Origin of the sequence: Marinobacter sp. M3C, from assembly GCF_023311895.1 — a bacterium.
In the GTDB taxonomy this organism is placed as follows: Bacteria; Pseudomonadota; Gammaproteobacteria; order Pseudomonadales; family Oleiphilaceae; genus Marinobacter.
The window spans coordinates 802,501-819,510 of record NZ_CP092284.1 but is presented as its reverse complement, the minus strand read 5'-3'; the positions used below and the strand labels follow the sequence as shown (position 1 = coordinate 819,510).

Sequence of the window (17,010 nt, the reverse complement as noted above, 5' to 3'; positions counted from 1 at the left end):
CTCAACCCACCTTCCTGGAGTATTGGCGTTGGTTCGTCATCGGGCCGGAACCGGACGCTTTACCTAATTCTTCACCCGACTCTTCACGAAATGTTGTCAGCGGGCCAGACAGCCTGCCTGCAAGAAACGGGAATCGGGCTGTCAGCATGTCAACCAGAAACTGTCGCTTGATCGCCTTATTGGTCAGCTCCGGGCTTTGCCACCACCAGCCGTCTGCCTGCATTTGATGAGCGGCGCTGACAAATCGCTCAATCACCTGGCTGAAGTCGTGATCGGTAAAGCGGTAAGTCATGATCAGCCGTCCGGTGCCGGTCCAGCTCAACTCAAGGCCTGCCTGTCGGAGGTAGAACTGGAACATCCAGTTGTAGCGGCCGGGCAGGGTATAGAGCACCGACAGAATCGAATGAATGTTGGTGATTCGCAGTGGGAGCCCTTCGCTTTCCAGCCGCTGATTGAATTGGGTCACCCGGCTGTTCCACAGGCTTTCGGATTCGAGGTATTGCTGCTGTATATCGGACTGTCCGATACGGTTCAGGAACACATTCATCGCACCCATTACATAAGGGTGGGAGTTGAACGTGCCGCGGGCAAAGGAGACGTTGACTGGCTGGTTGTCTTTGAAGCGCTGCATCAGCTTCTGAGTTCCCGCCAGCACACCGACCGGCAGGCCGCCGCCGAGGGTTTTGCCGTACGTCACCAGGTCCGCCTGTACGCCGTAGAATTCCTGGGCACCGCGATAGGCCAGCCGGAAGCCGGTAAACACCTCGTCAAAAATCAGCACAATGCCGCGTTCAGTGCACACATCCCGAATTCGGGTGAGCCACTCGCTATAGCGTTGTTTGTCGAAACCGTTGCTGCGATCGCTGGCGATAAGCGCAGTGTCAGAGGGGGCGTCACTGTTGGGGTGGAAAGCCTGCAGGGGGTTAATCAGCACACAGGCGATGTCGTTGCGGGTGCGCAGTACGTGCAGGGTCTGTTCGCTCAGGTCTGCCAGAGTGTAAACATCGCGGGCTTTGCGGGTGTTGCCGATGCCCGGCTGAACGCCATCCCACCAGCCGTGGTAGGCACCGCAGAAACGCACAAGATGGGTCTTGCCGGTGTGGTAGCGCGCCAACCGCACCGCCTGCATGACGGCTTCAGTGCCGGACATGTGAAACGACACCTCGTCTAGCCCGGACACCTGGCGGATAATATTCACGTTTTCAGCAATCAGTGGGTGATACGTGCCCAGCACCGGCCCGAGGGCTTTGGTTTGTGCGATGCCCTCATCCATGCACTGTTTGTAGAAGTCATAGCCGAAAACGTTGACGCCGTAAGAGCCAGACAGGTCATAGCGCCAGTTGCCGTCCAGATCGCGAACCTGGGAGCCACGGGTTTCATCGGCCATGGAGCCGAGCAGGAAGCAGTCTGGCAGTTGCCGGCTGTAGGGGAATGGCACCCGGTACCGGCTGGTAAAGCGCATATCCGAAACGCTGTTTTGAATGGCACGGCAGTGCGCCAGGGTTTCGGCACACTGCCGCTCGGCATTGGCCTGAAGCCCTTGAATTGCCTGGCGGCGCTGTTGCTGCACGGCTGATGGTGCGCCGTCACTGGCGAAAAAGCCATGCTCGCTGTAGCTGAAGAAAGGAATCAGGCGGGCAACGCGCCGGGACAGGTTACTGTGCCCACGGAGCGAGGGATGTTTTGCCCGAGAAAGCTGAAGCCTGCCCGCAAGCCTGTAAATAAGATAAGGGCTGGCCATGGCTGCGACGGCGTAGAAAACAAAGATAGACGTCATACACTCTTTTCCTGCTGGATTACGCTGAAACTAGCAGGGCAAGGTGAAGGCTGTGTGTCAGTTTTCCGACAGTTAGATGACAGGGTTGAATGCACCCCGCAAAATATCTATGGCATTAAACGGTGATGTAACCTCTTGAATACTGAACCGCGCTGCCGGAAATGAGCACCCGGTCGCCTGAAACTACACAATTGAGCAGGCCTCCTCGTTTTGAGGCTTGATACGCCACCAGGTCAGTTTTATCCAAACGCTCTGCCCAGAATGGCGCCAGGCCCCTGTGAATGGAGCCGGTTACAGGGTCTTCATCTGAAAACGAAATCTGTAAAAGCATCTACTACGGTTATTTCAAGATCCATTCTACTTACTCCATGAAAACATCATCTGACGGGGTAGGTACCAGTCCATCGTCAATATAAACGGGAAGCTCAGTTCGGCTGACAGCGAAGAGCGGAACCTTTGGGATGAGTACAGAAGGGCCCATAAAACCGGCCCGGATAACACAGACAATGAGGGTTTTCCGTGTGTGGCAGCCTGCAGACGACAAAAAAAGCGCACGATTAGCGATCGGCTCAGGTCAGCATAAATAGACCCAGCCTGCCCTCATTTTCGGCCAGAGACACTGAATCAAAATTTTCATCAAGGATGGCGCCAAAACAGACCAGCTGATCTTCGGGTGCAATCGGTGAACGGGAATGTAGGTGCTGATTTATTGGCGCTGTCGCTGACCCAGCGCCGGTATAGCTCCACTCTGGCAAATTGTAATAAATCGAGCGCTATAAACTGCCTGCTTCACAAAACTATTCCCAAGGCTCAGTCTCTATAATAGTGTTGCGCTTGGAGCGTAAGACCGCCCTTTAACCTAATTCTTAGCCTTGTAAGCTAGCCAATACCTTGGCTTTAGAGGCGTTTTCACGTTCGGCGTAAAGGGATAACTCATCTGTTATCCGCACACCCAGAGAATCTTCAAAGGCAACGCGATTGGCGCTACCTGCATAGGCCTCATTCTTTTTGCCCCCGAGGTTCGACTGGAATATACCCGCTGCACTCACCGGCAAAAAGTCTTCATAGGTAATCGGCTGCGCTTCAACCAGTTCTTGCGCGATCAAGTCTTCCATCTCTTTGTCGGCGCTACCTTTAGCGGTTTGACCAATCTCGGTCAGATGATAGTGGAAATAGGCCAACCCCTCACGACGCATTGCCTCATCACTATCCGGAAACGCGGCAAATACTTTGTTCATTACTGTTTGGTGCCCATCGTTATCCAATCCTGTTGCTTGCTTGCGGCCTTCATTAAGGAGTTGGTCATAAAGCGCACGCCCTTTTGGCGTAAGCGCCATCCCGCGCTGCTCAATTTCACCAAAGCGAGCAGTGTGGGTACTTTGCGCATTACCGGCGAAGCGAATCGACTCCTCTAGCGCGTTAAAGCTCGTTTGGCGCAACAGAATAGGGCATTCACGCCGTGGTGGTCCTTCAATCACGGCTTTGGGATTCATGCCCACGCCAGGCATGCGGCGCTGAACCTCATCGATATCTAACGTGCGCGGAGTGAGGTGATTGATGTGCGGCCCACGGAAGCAGACCACATCGGCAATCAAACGATGTTCGTTATACAGCGCATGATATGTATCCAAATCTACAGTGGCTTCCTGATGCCAACGGAATGTTTCCAGAGCCTCCTTCACAAACTGATCAGTTTCCTCGCTGGACAGCCCGCGCTGCGACTCATGGCGCTCGATCAGCTTTCGCACTTTGGGTGTAAAAATATCGCGCGCTGCTAAAATGGTTTCTGCACGCTGGCGAAGCGCTTCATTTTCAATTAACTCTAAGCGTAGCAACGAGGTAAAAATACGGAACGGATTTTTTGATAGCGCATCATCTTTGATGGGTCTGAAAGCGGTTGAATGAACCGGTACACCCGCTTCAGAAAGGTCGTAATAACCAACCGGATACATTCCCATAACGGCAAACAAACGCCGCAGCATAAATAATTCGTCCGCAGTCCCCACGCGAATGGCTCCGTGGCGCTCTACGCTAATGCGTGCCAGTTCACTCAGCGCTTCCAAACGGCGGTGAAGCTCAGGTTGTTGGGTAAGCGTTTCCTGGTTTACGCGTTCTACAAGCTCAAGCAGCGTGCCGTACTGAGGTACTTCTGCTTGATACATGGCCGACATAGCCTTGGAGAAACGGTCGCGAACATCATCGGTTGAAAGAAGTGTTTTTTCGGGCATTTCATGGCTCTCTATTGCATATTGTTGGGATGAAGGTGAGATGCCTGCGGCAGCAGTAGCCCGCGGCTTCAAATGGGAATGGAGGTGGTGTCGCGATCTTGCCGGAGTTGAGTTGGTTATCGGGATCATACCTGCAGCGTACACAGCGCTTGCTTTATCATGTCAAGTCCCTCAGCCATCACCTCTGGCTCCGTAGTCAAGGGTGGCAGCAAGCGTAAGACATTCCGTTTCCGGCCACTTGCAATTAATAAAACGCCTGCATTGCGGGCTGCTACCAATAGATTGGCTAAGTGCTCTGCGCCTGTCGCGTTTTCGGTATCTTCAAAGACAATGCCGCGCATAGCGCCAATACCTGTCAGAGCTCCTACCATTGGAAAGTGCCCACACTCTTGCCACGCCTGGTGCGAATGAACAATTGCCTCCTCTTGCTCGGTTGCCCATGCCGTTAGTGCATCGTCTTGCATTATATCCATCACTGCTAATGCCGCTGCACAAGCCACAGCATTGCCTGAATAGGTACCCCCCAAGGCTCCTTTTGGTAAGGCATCCATAAACTCTTTGCGGCCTACTAATGCAGCGAGCGGCAGGCCGCAGGCAATACTCTTTCCCAGAAGCATCAGGTCGGGCTCGATACCTAAATGGCTGAAACCAAAACGCTTACCAGTTCGTCCAAAACCTGACTGAATTTCATCACAAATCAATAAAATGCCGTGCTTGGTGCAAATTGCGCGCAGGGTTTTGGCAAATTCAGGGCAAAGCAAACGAAAGCCGCCTTCTCCCTGGATTGGCTCAAAGATGAAACAAGCCACCTCACTTGGCGCAATTTCCACCTCAAATATACGGTCTAATGCAGCAAGCGACTGTTCTGCAGATATTCCACTATCTCGACTAGGAAACGGTATGTGATAAACCGGACCCGGCAAGGCTCCCAGTCCTGCTTTGTATGGCTTAACTTTGCCGTTTAAATTAAGTGCTGCCAATGTGCGCCCATGAAAAGCATCGTCAAACGCAATAACGGCTTGGCGGCCAGTGACTCCACGGGCGACTTTCAGTGCATTCTCTGTCGCTTCTGCACCACTATTTGTCAGCATGCATGAAAGAGGATAGGAAACAGGAACAAACTGGTTGAGTCGATCTACGACAAAGAGGTAGGTACGATGAGGCAGCGCATTAAAAGCAGAGTGCATCAGGGTGTCGACCTGAGCCTTGACGGCCTCGACAATCACTGGATGGCAGTGGCCCAGATTGAGAACGCCAATACCGCCAATAAAATCGATATAGCGCTGTCCCTCCTCATCCCATACTTCTGCATTACGTCCTTTCGCAATACAAACTGGATGTAGGATGCCCAATGCACTGCTGACGTGGGGAAACTCCATCGCTGTAAACGCTCCTGAAATTGCCAGATTTTCCGCTATCAGACAGGTTCTTACGGCAGATCACAAACGAAAAAAAACGCTAAATGCATGCCGCGCAGGAATGTATAAAATGAGACATGTGGTGTAAAGTCGTATCCCAGCATTGGCTGCTGCACCGCCTACTACAGGAAAACCTTTCGTTGCGAGAGCTCTGAGGCGGAGTGTGGCAATGGTGTGCGCCAAATGAACTTGCGCCGGTCACTCAAAAATACGTGCATGAAAAAAAGGAATGCATACGCAACTTAATTTCTTTTGTCTGTAGGGCTGCGTACGTGAACAATGACCAAATACTTTTTCGTGAGGGTTTTCGCTGATTGATTTTCAGGTGGTCAGATTTTGAAAATCTTCCGAAACAAGATTATTACAAAAATTCTAATTAGTAGGAGCAAATATGAAACATTTTCTGTCTAAAGCACTATGCGGTATTGGTGTTCTATTTTTATTGACAGGCTGTGGTGCCGAAAGCAAACCTAATGTCGCCATTGGACCTCCCGCAAGTACAACCCAAAGTGTTTCTCAATTACTGTTTGATGCCTACGGAATAGGTGACGATAGTTACAGTGCGTATCAAGAAGGTTTTGGGGCTGCACTTAACGGTGTACAAGATGGCAATATCGATATTTCTATCGGAATTCTTGGTTTGCCTTCCGGCAGTATCGAAAACCTGCAAGCTACCAGCGGGGATGCCCGTCTAATCAGCTTAAGTGATGATGCAATCGAATATATTGAAAAAAATAGCGCCTATCAACGTTTTACTATTCCAGCCGGCAGCTATGATTTTCAAAAAGAAGATGTAAACACCATCACGGCTTATGCGATTTTAGTCGGAAACACGAATACGATTGACGAAGAGCTAGGGTATGAATTAGCGCGCATAATGCACGAGTACGCTAAAGAGAATACCCACTCTCAATCTTCTTTTATCACGCTTGAAAATGCATTGAATGGTTCAAACGATTTGCCAATTCATCCTGGTGCAAAAAGGTACTATGAAGAGCAGGGGCTCACAGTAGAAAATGCTGTTGCTGAAATTGGTGATGTAGTGCCTAAAAGCGAGTTTATATTAGGCACCGGTAGTCAGGGCGGCACCTATTATCCGTTGGGTGGTGAAATGGCCACTATATGGAACCGCTACGTGGATGGCCAAAACTTCACTAATATAGAAACCGGCGCTTCAATCGAAAACTTAGTCAGCATTCGTGATGACAACATGGACCTCGGGATGACCGTGCACGCACCCGCGCAAGATGCTGTTGCAGGACGCGGAGAGTTCACAAGCGGGTCAATTGATAATGTGGCATTTATTGGACACATCTATCCTGAAGTAATTCAGATTGTCACGCGTGATCGCTCTAACATAAAAAGCCTAAGCGACCTGGCTGATTGATTGTTTATTTTCGCCGCTGACTTTGTCAGCGGCGTTATCTGTATGGGGTTTAATTGTGAAAAAAAAAAACGTCTAATGAATCGACTTTATTAGAAAAATACGATCGAGAATCGCAAGTACGCTCGGCAATCCAGCTGGGTAAGTGGAGCTGGCTCGTTACCTTAATGGGTTTGTCACTTACTTGCTTTCATCTCTATACAGCTTACTTTGGAACATTACCCTCACAGCAGCAGGGCGCAGTTCACTTAGGGCTTGCCTTGGGTATGATATTTATTCTGTTTCCTGCAACCCGCAAAGGGGCGCCTCGCCATGGAGTGCCCTGGTACGACGTGCTATTGGCATTCACAGCAACATTTGCTGCTTACTATAAAATATTATTTTATGAAGAAGTTCTCCGGGCACGAATCACGGGTTACTCAACCATTGATCTAGTGATTGCTGCACTGGGTATACTCTTTTTGCTAGAAGCAACTCGCCGTACGATTGGCATGCCAATCGTTGTTATGGCCACGCTTGCAATTCTATACGCGCTATTCGGCAATCTAATTTCGAGCCCGTTGCTTTCGCATCCCGGATTTTCCCTTGAACAGGTTTCTCCATACTTATGGTTCAGAGAAAGCGGTGTGTTTGGCACGCCTCTTCAGATATCTGCTCGCTTTATCTTCTTGTTTTTGTTTTTCGGTGTTGTACTGATGCATACAGGCGTAGGTCGCTTTTTTAACGACCTGGCCTTTGCGGTAACCGGGCGTTTTACAGGCGGCGCGGGAAAGGCTGCTGTAATGGCAAGTTCTTTACAGGGAATGATTTCAGGAAGCTCCATCGGCAACACCGTTGCCTCTGGTTCTTTTACAATACCAATGATGAAAAACGCAGGCTTTAAGCCGGAAGTGGCCGGGGCGATTGAAGCTTCCGCCTCAACGGGCGGCCAGATTATGCCTCCATTAATGGGCGCTGCAGCGTTCATCATGGTGGAATATGTTGGTGTCTCTTATCGGGAAATAATGTTTTCGGCTTTGATCCCCGCAATACTTTATTTTGCGAGTATTTTCATAGGAGTTCATTTTGAAGCTAAACGCCACCGTATTTTAGGCCTTCCCAAGGACCAGTTGCCCAACAAGCTTAAGCTGTTGCTGTCAAAAGGCTACATGCTGCTGCCCTTAATCGTCATTATTACAACCGTTTCCGTTGGTTTTACAGCACAGCGTGCAGCACTTCTGGGCATAGCGTGTGCCTTTGCCGTTAGCTTGGTGAGAAAAGATACCCGGCCATCTCTAAAAGATGTGTTGGATATTTTCGAAAAAGGTGCCCGCGTTGCGTTGCCTGTGATCGCAGCCGTCGCGTCTGCAGGCATTATTGCTGGTGTGGTCGGTATGACCGGATTAGGAGCGAAATTTGCCGCCGGCATCATAAGTTTGGCTGATGGCGTTTTGATACTCGCGCTACTGTTCACGATGATTGCGTGTATTGTACTCGGGATGGGTTTGCCCACGACAGCAAACTATGTTGTAACGGCTACGATTGCAGCACCGGCGCTTATTAATGAGTTTGGTCTTCCACCAATGGCTGTGCATTTATTTGTATTTTACTTCGGTATCATCGCTGATATAACGCCCCCCGTTTGTTTAGCCGCTTTTGCTGGTGCGGGAATTGCACAAGCTAACCCGATGAAGACGGGCTTTACAGCGGTTAAGTTAGCAATTGGCGCGTTTATTATTCCTTATGCTTTCATCTATAATCCCATGCTGGTTTTAGTTGACCCTACGCTACTTGGTCTTTCAAGTGCATTGGTCTTCTCACTGTTGGGAATTATGGGAGTGAGCAGCGCACTCTTGGGTTACTTTGTGCGTGATTCACTCTTTTGGGAACGTCTGGTACTCTTTGCGGCAGGGCTTGCAATGGTGGTTCCCGAGTTGCTAACGAGTGGCGCGGGTTTAGTTGCCATGGTGGCGGTGGGTTGGCTTCAATCACGCCGCTCTGAAACGCCTCAAGAGGCCGAATCGCTCGCTTCTTGAACCATTATAAAAGCCTTGTTTCCCCCGGTTTTTGTTCACCGGGGTGGCTTACAGGTTATCAGGAGCTTTTGGCTTGGCATCACGCAATCTTCCTTCAACAGCTGCCATGCAGTGCTTCGAAGCGGCTGCCCGTCATATGAGCTTTACTCGGGCAGCCGACGAGTTGAACCTCACCCAAAGTGCTGTCAGCAAACAGGTAGCTCATCTCGAAACTGCCTTGCAACATAAATTATTTCGACGGGTGCGACGTAGTTTGTTGCTTACACCAGAAGGAGCCATGTTTCTAAGTGACGTGCGTAAAGTGCTGACTCAGATTGAAATGTCGGCTCACGCCATTATGACGTACAGCGGAAATAGCGAAGTTCTAAAGATTGCTACATTGCCTAGTTTCGGTAGCCGTTGGCTCGCAAAAAAATTGCCGGCTTTTTTATCATCTAACCCAAATATTAGTTTGGAGTTTCATGACCGGGTAAAAGACTTTAATCTTGAACAAGAAGACATCGATGTCGCATTTTTTTATGGCCATGGTAGTTGGCCAGGTCTTGCATGTCATAAACTCATAGATGAAGAAATGGTCGCGGTTGCCTCTCCAGAACTACTGGGTCAGTGTTCTATTCACACAGTCGACGATTTAACTCAATTGCCTTTGCTCCACCTTTCGACCCGGCCTGATGCCTGGCACCATTGGTTTTCCGTGCAAGAGATTATTACTGATCGCAGTTATCACGGTACTCGCTTTGAGACCTTTCCGATGCTCGTGCGAACCGCAATGGCAGGGGGGGGAGTCGCGTTGGTTCCTCATTTTACCGTAGATGAAGAACTGGAAGCAGGTCGATTAAAGCTGGCCTCGCCCCATAGATTGCTTAGCAAAAGTGCTTATTATCTTGTTTATCCAGAGCACTTAGGGGAACTTGCTAAGGTGCGGCGTTTTGTAGAACATATTACTGAGTCACGTGATTAACAGTAAACTGCTCGCAGACTTCTTTTAAGACGCTTTGCATCGTTTTACGCACTTACTCGGCATAAAATTATATTAATATTTTAATTATCTGAGGGTGATCTCCCTATTTTTTGCAGGAAATTACCCAGCGATGGCATTTATAGGCGCGAAGAAGTTGAGCGTTATGTCTACAATCAATGGGTTTTACTTCAAATAGTAGAAAGATCTTTAATTACCACTTAATCATGTAGCAAAGAGCATAGTTCGAGGTAGAGGTTTTCCGATACCTCAATACCGTATTTCTCGCTTTTCTCTCTGCTTTCGTAGCGTCTTTTAGACGGAAGCCGGGCGCCTTGAAACTCGACCAAGCTGAAAAAGGTTTCGGCGCGAGAGAGATGCATCTCGACGTTGTTTCCTGCCGTAAACGTAGGATCGATGGCGATGATAACTTGGCCGTGGTAGGGCAACGCGCCTTTGCCATCATCGTGTTGAGACGATTCGTAGCTCATCAGGTCGCCTATCAAAGGGCCGGCGATCAACTCGATCATCATTGAGAGAGCCGTACCTTTGTGCTCACCAAAGGTCAGTAGGGCTCCTTCCTCGAGCACCACCTGCGGGTCGTTGCATCCTTGTCCTTGTGCGTCGACTCCCCAGCCATCAGGTATCTGCTTGCCTTCGCGTTCGTGAAGTTCGACATCGCCTCTTGCGATCGCGCTGGTGGCAAAGTCAAAAACGAAAGGAAGCTTGCCGGGCCTTGGCCAGCCAAATGCGAACGGGTTGGTGCCAAGAAGCGGTTTGCTTCCTCCATGAGGCGCTACGTAGGCTTGGGTAGGATTGCAGACGATAGCGACCAAACCCCTTTTAGTAATCTGCTCCACTTCAATCCAAAGTGCGGAAAAGTGTACGCAGTGGTTAATGGCAAGAAGCGCGATACCATTTTCTTTGGTCTTTTCTATCAGCACCGGTAAACCGAGAGAGAAGGCGAGTTGTGAGAACCCTCCGTTAGCGTTTACTTTGACGATGCCGCCAGAAGACGGCTCGATGTAAGGCTCAGCATTAGGGTCGACGCCTCCTGATGCTAATGTATTTATGCAACCCAGAATCCGATAAAGGCCATGCGACCCACATCCATCCTTTTGCCCCGCAGTAACCGTCTCGCTTATCGCGCGAGAAAAATCATCGCTAAAGCCTTTTTTTAATAATATTTTTCGGGACAAGCTCAGCGCTTCTTCCTCGCTCAATAACACTGTTTTTTCGGACATATTAACCTCGTTATTGTTGAATGAAGTGTGTGTATGGATGATCGGCCTGGGTCGAATAACACTCTTTGCGTGCTCGCGTGAATCGACAAGCCAAGCATGGTGTGAGTCTCGATGCAGCTGATCGACTGTCCTTTGTGGGTTCTAGATTTTTCATGTCATGATTCGCAAGCATTGGCCAGCGTGATAGAGATTAAACCCGTTTTCGTAGGCAAAGCTGCGCGCGCGGATAGCAGACACGGGCTTTGAATGGCGAATGGGCAGTGGAAGACCATCATCAGAATTTTCATGAATTAGCTTGGCAAACCCTTTACCAACTACTGTGCCTGTGGTGACACCACGGCCGTTGTAACCAGCTACCGCCAATATGCCTTGAGCAGGCGAGAACAGGCGTAGCATATGGTCGGGAGTGAATGCCATTCTACCCGTCCACGTGCACTCCCATTCCACTTTAGCCAGGTCCGGAAAGTAGATGCACTTCATACGATTGGCCCAGGCCCGGATGAAGGCTCGAGGCTTGGTCTCGCCACGCCCCAGGGTTCCCATCATGAGCCTGCCTTCCACATCGCGCCTGATGCTACTCAAGACTGTACGGGTATCCCAGGCGCCTTGACGACCGGGCAGGATATGTTTGGCCGCTTCGCCGAGAGGCGCGGAGGCCACTTGGCAGTAATAACCCGGGAAAAAATGCTTCTTGACCGCGTTCCAATCCTCCTCGGTGTAGGCATTCGTGGCGAGCACAATACGGTCGCAGTGGATCCTTCCCTTCGGCGTTTCCACCTCCCACTTGTCACCCTTGCGGGCGATTCGTATTGCCGGGGTATGAGTATAAAGTTTCGCCCCCGCACTGTCGGCCGCTCGGGCGAGTCCACGCGTATAGGCGGCCGGATTGATGGTGCCGGCGCGGCGATCTAGCAAGGCACCGTGAATATGCGAGCTTCCTGTGGCGTCCGTTGACTTCTGACCCTGAAGTAGCTCCACAGGAGCGCCTCGCTGTCGGAACTGCTCGCAGCGACGCTCCAGATCCTTCATGCCACTTGCATTGTGCGCCATGTGCAGGGAACCGGTCCGAGTGTCGTCGCACTGGATGTCGTAGCGGTCAATTAGTTTGAAAACTTCGGATGGGGCACTGCCGAGAAGGTTGTTGATACGCTCACCATCGCTTTGGCCCAACAACTTGACGATATCAAGGGGAGGTAGCCAGAGTCCCGCATTTACATAGCCAACGTTGGCGCTGGAACCTCCGGTGGGAATACTTTCTGAGTCGATCACCACCGTGGATGTATTGCCCTCTGCCAGATGAAGTGCCGTGGAAAGCCCGGTAATTCCACCTCCGATGACACATACATCGCTGGTGACCTCACCCTCGAGGGTTGCGTAAGTTGACTTCTCTTCTTTGGACGTTTTTAGCCACAGACACTCTTCACGCATCTCTCAGTCCTTTACTAAGTATAGTTTATAAACATCAGGGGCAGCCAAACCAAGACTTACAGCGTTGTTTGGCTGCCGCCGAGCTATATCTCCTTCATAATTTCAACATCGGACTGGTCCCAAATATAGAAGTAGCTTTTACACTTTTGCAGTGCTTCCCGCTGCTCATCATGGACGTCACGCATCTCTTGAACATGTTCGCTCGTGTTGTTTTGTTCAATCCAGCGATCAAGGTCGCGAAGCGCCTTAGGTGAATAAGGCTCAAAGCTGCCCTGCTTTTTTATCAATTGTAATTTACGTTCCTCTTGGCGCATCGAATAAACGAGAGCCACGCTGGCTACACCCCACAGGACAAAAATGCATGTAATCATGACGATTATGGCAGCGATACTCATGATGATTGGCCTACGACGTTAGTAACAGAGTGGGCGTTTGCCTCGCGGCGACTCATGATCCACATGCAAAGCGGGATCGTCAGCGTCAGGATTGCAAGGCCACTGACGGTCTTCCAAGGCGTTGTGGTCAGGTTGCTATAGAGGAAGTAAACCATGATAAAGAGCATAATCGCGGGAATCCCGAAGCGAATGATGCTCTCCCAGAATTTAGGCACGTACAGATCGGCACCGCGATTGAGGCTGAGGGTGCGCAAACGGCTGGCATCGAACTTCCATCCGATAGTGATCATGATGATGAAAGTCGCTAACGGCAGGCCCCAGTTGCCCACCACGAAGTCGAGATAGCCGAGAATGGAGGAGTCCATGGCACTCGGAATGCCTAGCAGCCAGATGATGCCGCACATGGTCAACACCGCTTTGCTGCGCGAAGTATTGCGCTCTTCCTTATAAGTTGTAACGCCGACTTCAGTAATAGCTATCGCGGTCGTAAGGTTGGCGAAGAAGAAGCCCATGAAAAACAACAGTGCCCATCCATAGCCACCAGTCATGCTACCGAAGGCGCTGGCCAGCGCGACGAAGGTCAGTTCCGCTCCCGATGTTGGCGATATGCCGAAGGCAAAGACGATTGGGAAGACAGCGAAGATGGCCAGTAAGCCGAAGCTAGTATTACCGATGGCGGTAAATATTCCACCCCCTAGGGGGATATCGTCATTACGTCCCAGATAGCTCCCATAGGTTAAAGCGATGCCCCAACCGAGCCCCGTCGAGAACAGTGCCTGGCCCAGGGCGGCGAGCCAGGTCTCACCGCGAGCCAGATACTCCCAGTTGGGCGAGAAGGCGAACTCGAGTCCTGCCATGGCTCCTGGCAGGGTAACGCCGCGAATGGCAATGGCGATCAGCGAAACGGTGAGGATGGGCATCATCCATTTGGCCATGCGCTCGATGCCGCCCTTGATACCCATCAGCAGAATGCCCGTGACGATTAGCATCGCGACGGTGTGCATGCCCACGTTCAACGCCGTGTTGCTACTGAATGCTTGCCACAATGCGGCGGTATCGAACTGCGTCTGAGTGAAGGAGCCGATCACCGCGTGGTAGGCGTAATAAAGCGACCAACCGACGATCGATGAGTAATAGGACATCAAGACGACGTTGAAAATCAGGATCACCAGCCCCAAGCCGACGAACTTGTTATTACCGTAGATTTTGCGGAAGGTGCCAAGCAGCCCTTGCCGGGTATAACGCCCGAGGCTGGTTTCTCCCATCAGGCCGGGAACGGCAATCAGATAAAGCAGCACGAAGTAGGCGATCAAAAAGGCGCCACCGCCGTTCTCACCAGTGACATAAGGCATTCGCCATATGTTGCCGGCGCCGACCATGGCGCCGACTATCGCCATCAGGTAGCCGAACCGGCTACCCCATTGCTCTCTAGAAATTATTGTTTTTGTCATCTGTTGGCTCCATAGCACATTATTGGGCTTTTTGTGTCCAAACGTTGCCACCCGGCTACAAGCCGGGTGGCAACGTTTGGATCAATCGAACTTGATTCCTTGAGCTAAGGGCAATTCGCGAGAATAATTGATCGTATTGGTCTGGCGGCGCATATAGCTTTTCCAGACATCTGAGCCAGACTCGCGACCACCGCCGGTCTCCTTCTCGCCACCAAAGGCGCCACCGATCTCCGCGCCGCTGGGGCCGATATTGACATTGGCGATGCCACAGTCGCTTCCCACATCGGAGGTGAACATCTCAGCTTCGCGCACGTCGCTGGTGAAGATGCACGACGACAGCCCCTGAGGCACATCGTTATGTAACGCCATGGCCTCATCGAACTCCCCATAGCTCATGACGTAGAGGATCGGTGCAAAGGTCTCGCGCTTAACCAGTTCGTTCTGCTGGTCAACCTCGACGATGGCGGGTGTCACATAGTAGCCACCCGCTGCCTTGTCGATCTGCTGGCGCTCACCGCCGAATATCTTGGCGCCTTCCTGGCGTGCTTGGTCGAGAGCGTTACGCATCTGATCGAAGGCTTGGCCGTCGATTAGTGGGCCGACCAGGTTCCCTTCCATGGGGTTCCCGATGGAGACGCCGGCGTAGGCCTTTTTGAGGCGTTCGACGACCTCGTCTTTGATAGACTCATGGACAAGTAGACGGCGTAGGCTGGTGCAGCGCTGTCCCGCGGTGCCCACCGCCGAGAACAGAATGGCGCGCACGGCCATGTCCAAGTCGGCGCTGGGGGCCAGGATCATGGCGTTATTGCCGCCCAGTTCGAGAGTGCTGCGCCCGAAGCGTGCCGCAACCCGTGGACCTACATCGCGACCCATACGCGTGCTGCCAGTAGCGCTGATCAAAGGAATTCTAGGGTCATCGGCCAAGCGTTCACCGGCATCACGACCACCAATGATTACTTGGCTTAAGTGCTCAGGCGCATCATCGCCGAATTCGGCAATCGCACGCTCCAGTAAGGCCTGACAAGCCAACGCAGTGAGCGGAGTTTTTTCTGAGGGCTTCCAAATCAGGCTGTTACCACAAACCAGCGCTAGGGCGGAGTTCCAGGCCCAAGGGGCCACTGGGAAGTTAAACGCGGTAATCAATCCGATGGGGCCGAGTGGATGCCAGGTTTCGCGCATGTGGTGGCCGGGACGTTCGGAGGAGATAGTCAGCCCGAACAGCTGGCGCGACTGACCAACGGCAAGATCGCAGATATCGATCATTTCCTGTACTTCACCGATACCCTCGGGCAGGATTTTTCCGCATTCATAGGTGACTAGGGCGCCGAGATCGTCCTTATGGCGACGAAGCTGTTCGCCGAGCAAGCGCACCAGCTCGCCGCGTCGCGGCGCTGGAACCCGACGCCACTTCTCGAACGCTTGCTCGGCCCTGGCGATGCGTGCATCGATCGCATCGGCACCTTCCATGGCGACCTTGCCGATGACGCTGCCATCGATAGGCGTAATAACCTCCATGCTGCCCTGCTGATAGTGTTCAGTCTTGACGCCGAGGCGTTGCATAATAGTATCGATCATTCTATCTCCTACTGGATTTATTCGAATTTTGTGTCACTGCGGTTTGTGCGTATAGACAGTATCTATGCGGGAGTTGACACGTTTCAAGCGATGTTTAATATGGAGGTCATTCCATTTTTTCGCATAATGAGGTGTTGCGATGAGCCGTACTCAATTGCCAACGTTGACTGCAATGCAGTGTTTCGAGGCTTCGGCTAAGTATCTCAGTTTTACGCGAGCTGCCGATGAGCTGAGCCTGACGCAGAGTGCAATTAGTAAGCAGGTTGCCCAACTTGAGTCGGTGCTTCAGCATCCGTTGTTTCTCCGGGTGCGCAAGCGTCTTCAGCTCACACCAGAGGGCTCGCAGTATTTAACCGAAGTGCACAAGATTTTGGCGCTAGCGGAGATGTCCACACGCTACATGCAGTCTTACGGCGCCCAGGGTGAGGTGTTAAACGTGACCACGTTGCCGACGTTCGGCGCACGCTGGCTGCTCCCGCGTATCAACGGTTTCCGTTTCCGGTATCCAAATGTCTATCTCAATATCGCCAACCGTATGGAGCCCTTTGATCTGGAGAAAGAGCGTATCGACGTGGCGTTCTTTTTTGGTCACGGCACTTGGCCGAATGCGGAGTGCATAAAACTTCTAGACGAGGAAATGGTGGTGGTATGCGCGCCGTCGATCATCCCAGCCTTGGGGATTGATGATCCCTTGGCGTTAACCCGATTGGTTCTTCTACAAAGCGCGACGCGCCCCAGTGCGTGGCATGACTGGTTCGAAGCCCAAGGTGCTTATACCGAGCACAGTTACTATGGGCCACGCTTTGATACCTTCGATATGGCGTTACGGGCCGCCCGTTCGGGTTGCGGTGTGGCTCTGGTGCCGCGCTTTCTAGCCGAGGAGGAGCTATCGGCGGGTCAACTCGTCATTCCGTGGCCGTTCTCGTTAGCCAGTCGCGATGCCTACTACATAGCCTACCCCGAACATAAAGCGGAGATGACCAAGGTGAAGGGCTTCATCGAGTGGATTCTCGAGCATCTTGAGGTGCCACCCACGAAGCCAGAGGCCGGTTGCCGTAGCCTTCCAAAGGCGTAATCTCGATACAGGGCAGTAATTGGAAAGTGGCGGATTTTTGGGTGTACTGTAATGTCACCGAC

The 17,010-nt window shown here is 51.7% G+C and carries 12 protein-coding genes and 1 pseudogene; 4 read left to right on the top strand and 9 right to left on the bottom strand.

From position 1 onward, the window contains the following. Position 1: 1 nt before the first annotated feature. The 4 genes and pseudogenes from MIH18_RS03620 to MIH18_RS03605 form a co-directional block, all read right to left on the bottom strand. Positions 2-1,777 (bottom strand): aminotransferase class III-fold pyridoxal phosphate-dependent enzyme, encoded by a 1,776-nt coding sequence (locus MIH18_RS03620; protein ID WP_249013954.1) that lies wholly within the window; start codon positions 1,775-1,777, stop codon positions 2-4. 115 nt (positions 1,778-1,892) lie between these two features. Beyond that, positions 1,893-2,084 (bottom strand): annotated as a pseudogene (locus tag MIH18_RS03615) (PhzF family phenazine biosynthesis protein); the annotation flags it as partial. Positions 2,085-2,643: 559 nt separating this feature from the next. Beyond that, entirely contained in the window at positions 2,644-4,005 is a 1,362-nt protein-coding gene (locus tag MIH18_RS03610) for a VOC family protein (protein ID WP_249013953.1), read from the bottom strand. A gap of 125 nt (positions 4,006-4,130) precedes the next feature. Continuing rightward, positions 4,131-5,384, bottom strand: a complete 1,254-nt coding sequence (locus MIH18_RS03605; protein ID WP_249008545.1) for an aspartate aminotransferase family protein — start codon at positions 5,382-5,384, stop codon at positions 4,131-4,133. A gap of 430 nt (positions 5,385-5,814) precedes the next feature. Between MIH18_RS03605 and MIH18_RS03600 the strand changes: the two genes are divergently transcribed. The 3 genes from MIH18_RS03600 to MIH18_RS03590 all read left to right on the top strand — a co-directional run bounded on the left by MIH18_RS03600 (position 5,815) and on the right by MIH18_RS03590 (position 9,783). Next, on the top strand, positions 5,815-6,810 hold the full coding sequence (locus tag MIH18_RS03600) for a TAXI family TRAP transporter solute-binding subunit (RefSeq protein ID WP_249008546.1): 996 nt from the start codon (positions 5,815-5,817) through the stop codon (positions 6,808-6,810). A gap of 128 nt (positions 6,811-6,938) precedes the next feature. Then, positions 6,939-8,822, top strand: coding sequence for a TRAP transporter permease (locus MIH18_RS03595; protein WP_349293804.1), 1,884 nt, complete (start codon positions 6,939-6,941; stop codon positions 8,820-8,822). Between the two features lie 73 nt (positions 8,823-8,895). Continuing rightward, entirely contained in the window at positions 8,896-9,783 is an 888-nt protein-coding gene (locus tag MIH18_RS03590) for a LysR substrate-binding domain-containing protein (RefSeq protein WP_249008548.1), read from the top strand. Between the two features lie 218 nt (positions 9,784-10,001). Here the strand turns inward: MIH18_RS03590 and MIH18_RS03585 are convergent, their stop codons facing one another. The 5 genes from MIH18_RS03585 to MIH18_RS03565 form a co-directional block, all read right to left on the bottom strand. Continuing rightward, entirely contained in the window at positions 10,002-11,024 is a 1,023-nt protein-coding gene (locus MIH18_RS03585; RefSeq protein ID WP_249008549.1) for an Ldh family oxidoreductase, read from the bottom strand. Between the two features lie 150 nt (positions 11,025-11,174). Next, positions 11,175-12,452, bottom strand: a complete 1,278-nt coding sequence (locus MIH18_RS03580; protein ID WP_249008550.1) for an FAD-binding oxidoreductase — start codon at positions 12,450-12,452, stop codon at positions 11,175-11,177. Between the two features lie 83 nt (positions 12,453-12,535). Next, entirely contained in the window at positions 12,536-12,847 is a 312-nt protein-coding gene (locus MIH18_RS03575; protein WP_249008551.1) for a hypothetical protein, read from the bottom strand. Then, the gene (locus tag MIH18_RS03570; protein WP_249008552.1) at positions 12,844-14,298 is read right to left on the bottom strand and encodes a sodium-dependent transporter; all 1,455 of its coding nucleotides are present in this window, start codon (positions 14,296-14,298) and stop codon (positions 12,844-12,846) included. The genes MIH18_RS03575 and MIH18_RS03570 overlap by 4 nt, the downstream gene beginning before the upstream one ends. Before the next feature lie 81 nt (positions 14,299-14,379). Continuing rightward, positions 14,380-15,873 carry an aldehyde dehydrogenase family protein gene (locus MIH18_RS03565; protein ID WP_249013952.1) on the bottom strand — a complete coding sequence of 498 codons (1,494 nt, stop codon included), beginning with the start codon at positions 15,871-15,873 and terminating at the stop codon, positions 14,380-14,382. A 139-nt stretch (positions 15,874-16,012) separates the two neighbouring features. On the opposite strand from MIH18_RS03565, the gene MIH18_RS03560 reads away from it, so the two are divergent. Continuing rightward, complete coding sequence (locus tag MIH18_RS03560; RefSeq protein ID WP_249008554.1) at positions 16,013-16,948, top strand: LysR family transcriptional regulator; 936 nt, start codon at positions 16,013-16,015, stop codon at positions 16,946-16,948. Positions 16,949-17,010 lie beyond the last annotated feature (62 nt).

Bases quoted from the DNA above. Each gene is read 5' to 3' on its own strand.
- MIH18_RS03570 (WP_249008552.1), bottom strand. From the start codon at position 14,298: ATGACAAAAACAATAATTTCTAGAGAGCAATGGGGTAGCCGGTTCGGC.
- MIH18_RS03580 (WP_249008550.1), bottom strand. From the start codon at position 12,452: ATGCGTGAAGAGTGTCTGTGGCTAAAAACGTCCAAAGAAGAGAAGTCA.
- MIH18_RS03585 (WP_249008549.1), bottom strand. From the start codon at position 11,024: ATGTCCGAAAAAACAGTGTTATTGAGCGAGGAAGAAGCGCTGAGCTTG.
- MIH18_RS03605 (WP_249008545.1), bottom strand. From the start codon at position 5,384: ATGGAGTTTCCCCACGTCAGCAGTGCATTGGGCATCCTACATCCAGTT.
- MIH18_RS03620 (WP_249013954.1), bottom strand. From the start codon at position 1,777: ATGACGTCTATCTTTGTTTTCTACGCCGTCGCAGCCATGGCCAGCCCT.
- MIH18_RS03560 (WP_249008554.1), top strand. From the start codon at position 16,013: ATGAGCCGTACTCAATTGCCAACGTTGACTGCAATGCAGTGTTTCGAG.
- MIH18_RS03610 (WP_249013953.1), bottom strand. From the start codon at position 4,005: ATGCCCGAAAAAACACTTCTTTCAACCGATGATGTTCGCGACCGTTTC.
- MIH18_RS03565 (WP_249013952.1), bottom strand. From the start codon at position 15,873: ATGATCGATACTATTATGCAACGCCTCGGCGTCAAGACTGAACACTAT.
- MIH18_RS03575 (WP_249008551.1), bottom strand. From the start codon at position 12,847: ATGAGTATCGCTGCCATAATCGTCATGATTACATGCATTTTTGTCCTG.
- MIH18_RS03600 (WP_249008546.1), top strand. From the start codon at position 5,815: ATGAAACATTTTCTGTCTAAAGCACTATGCGGTATTGGTGTTCTATTT.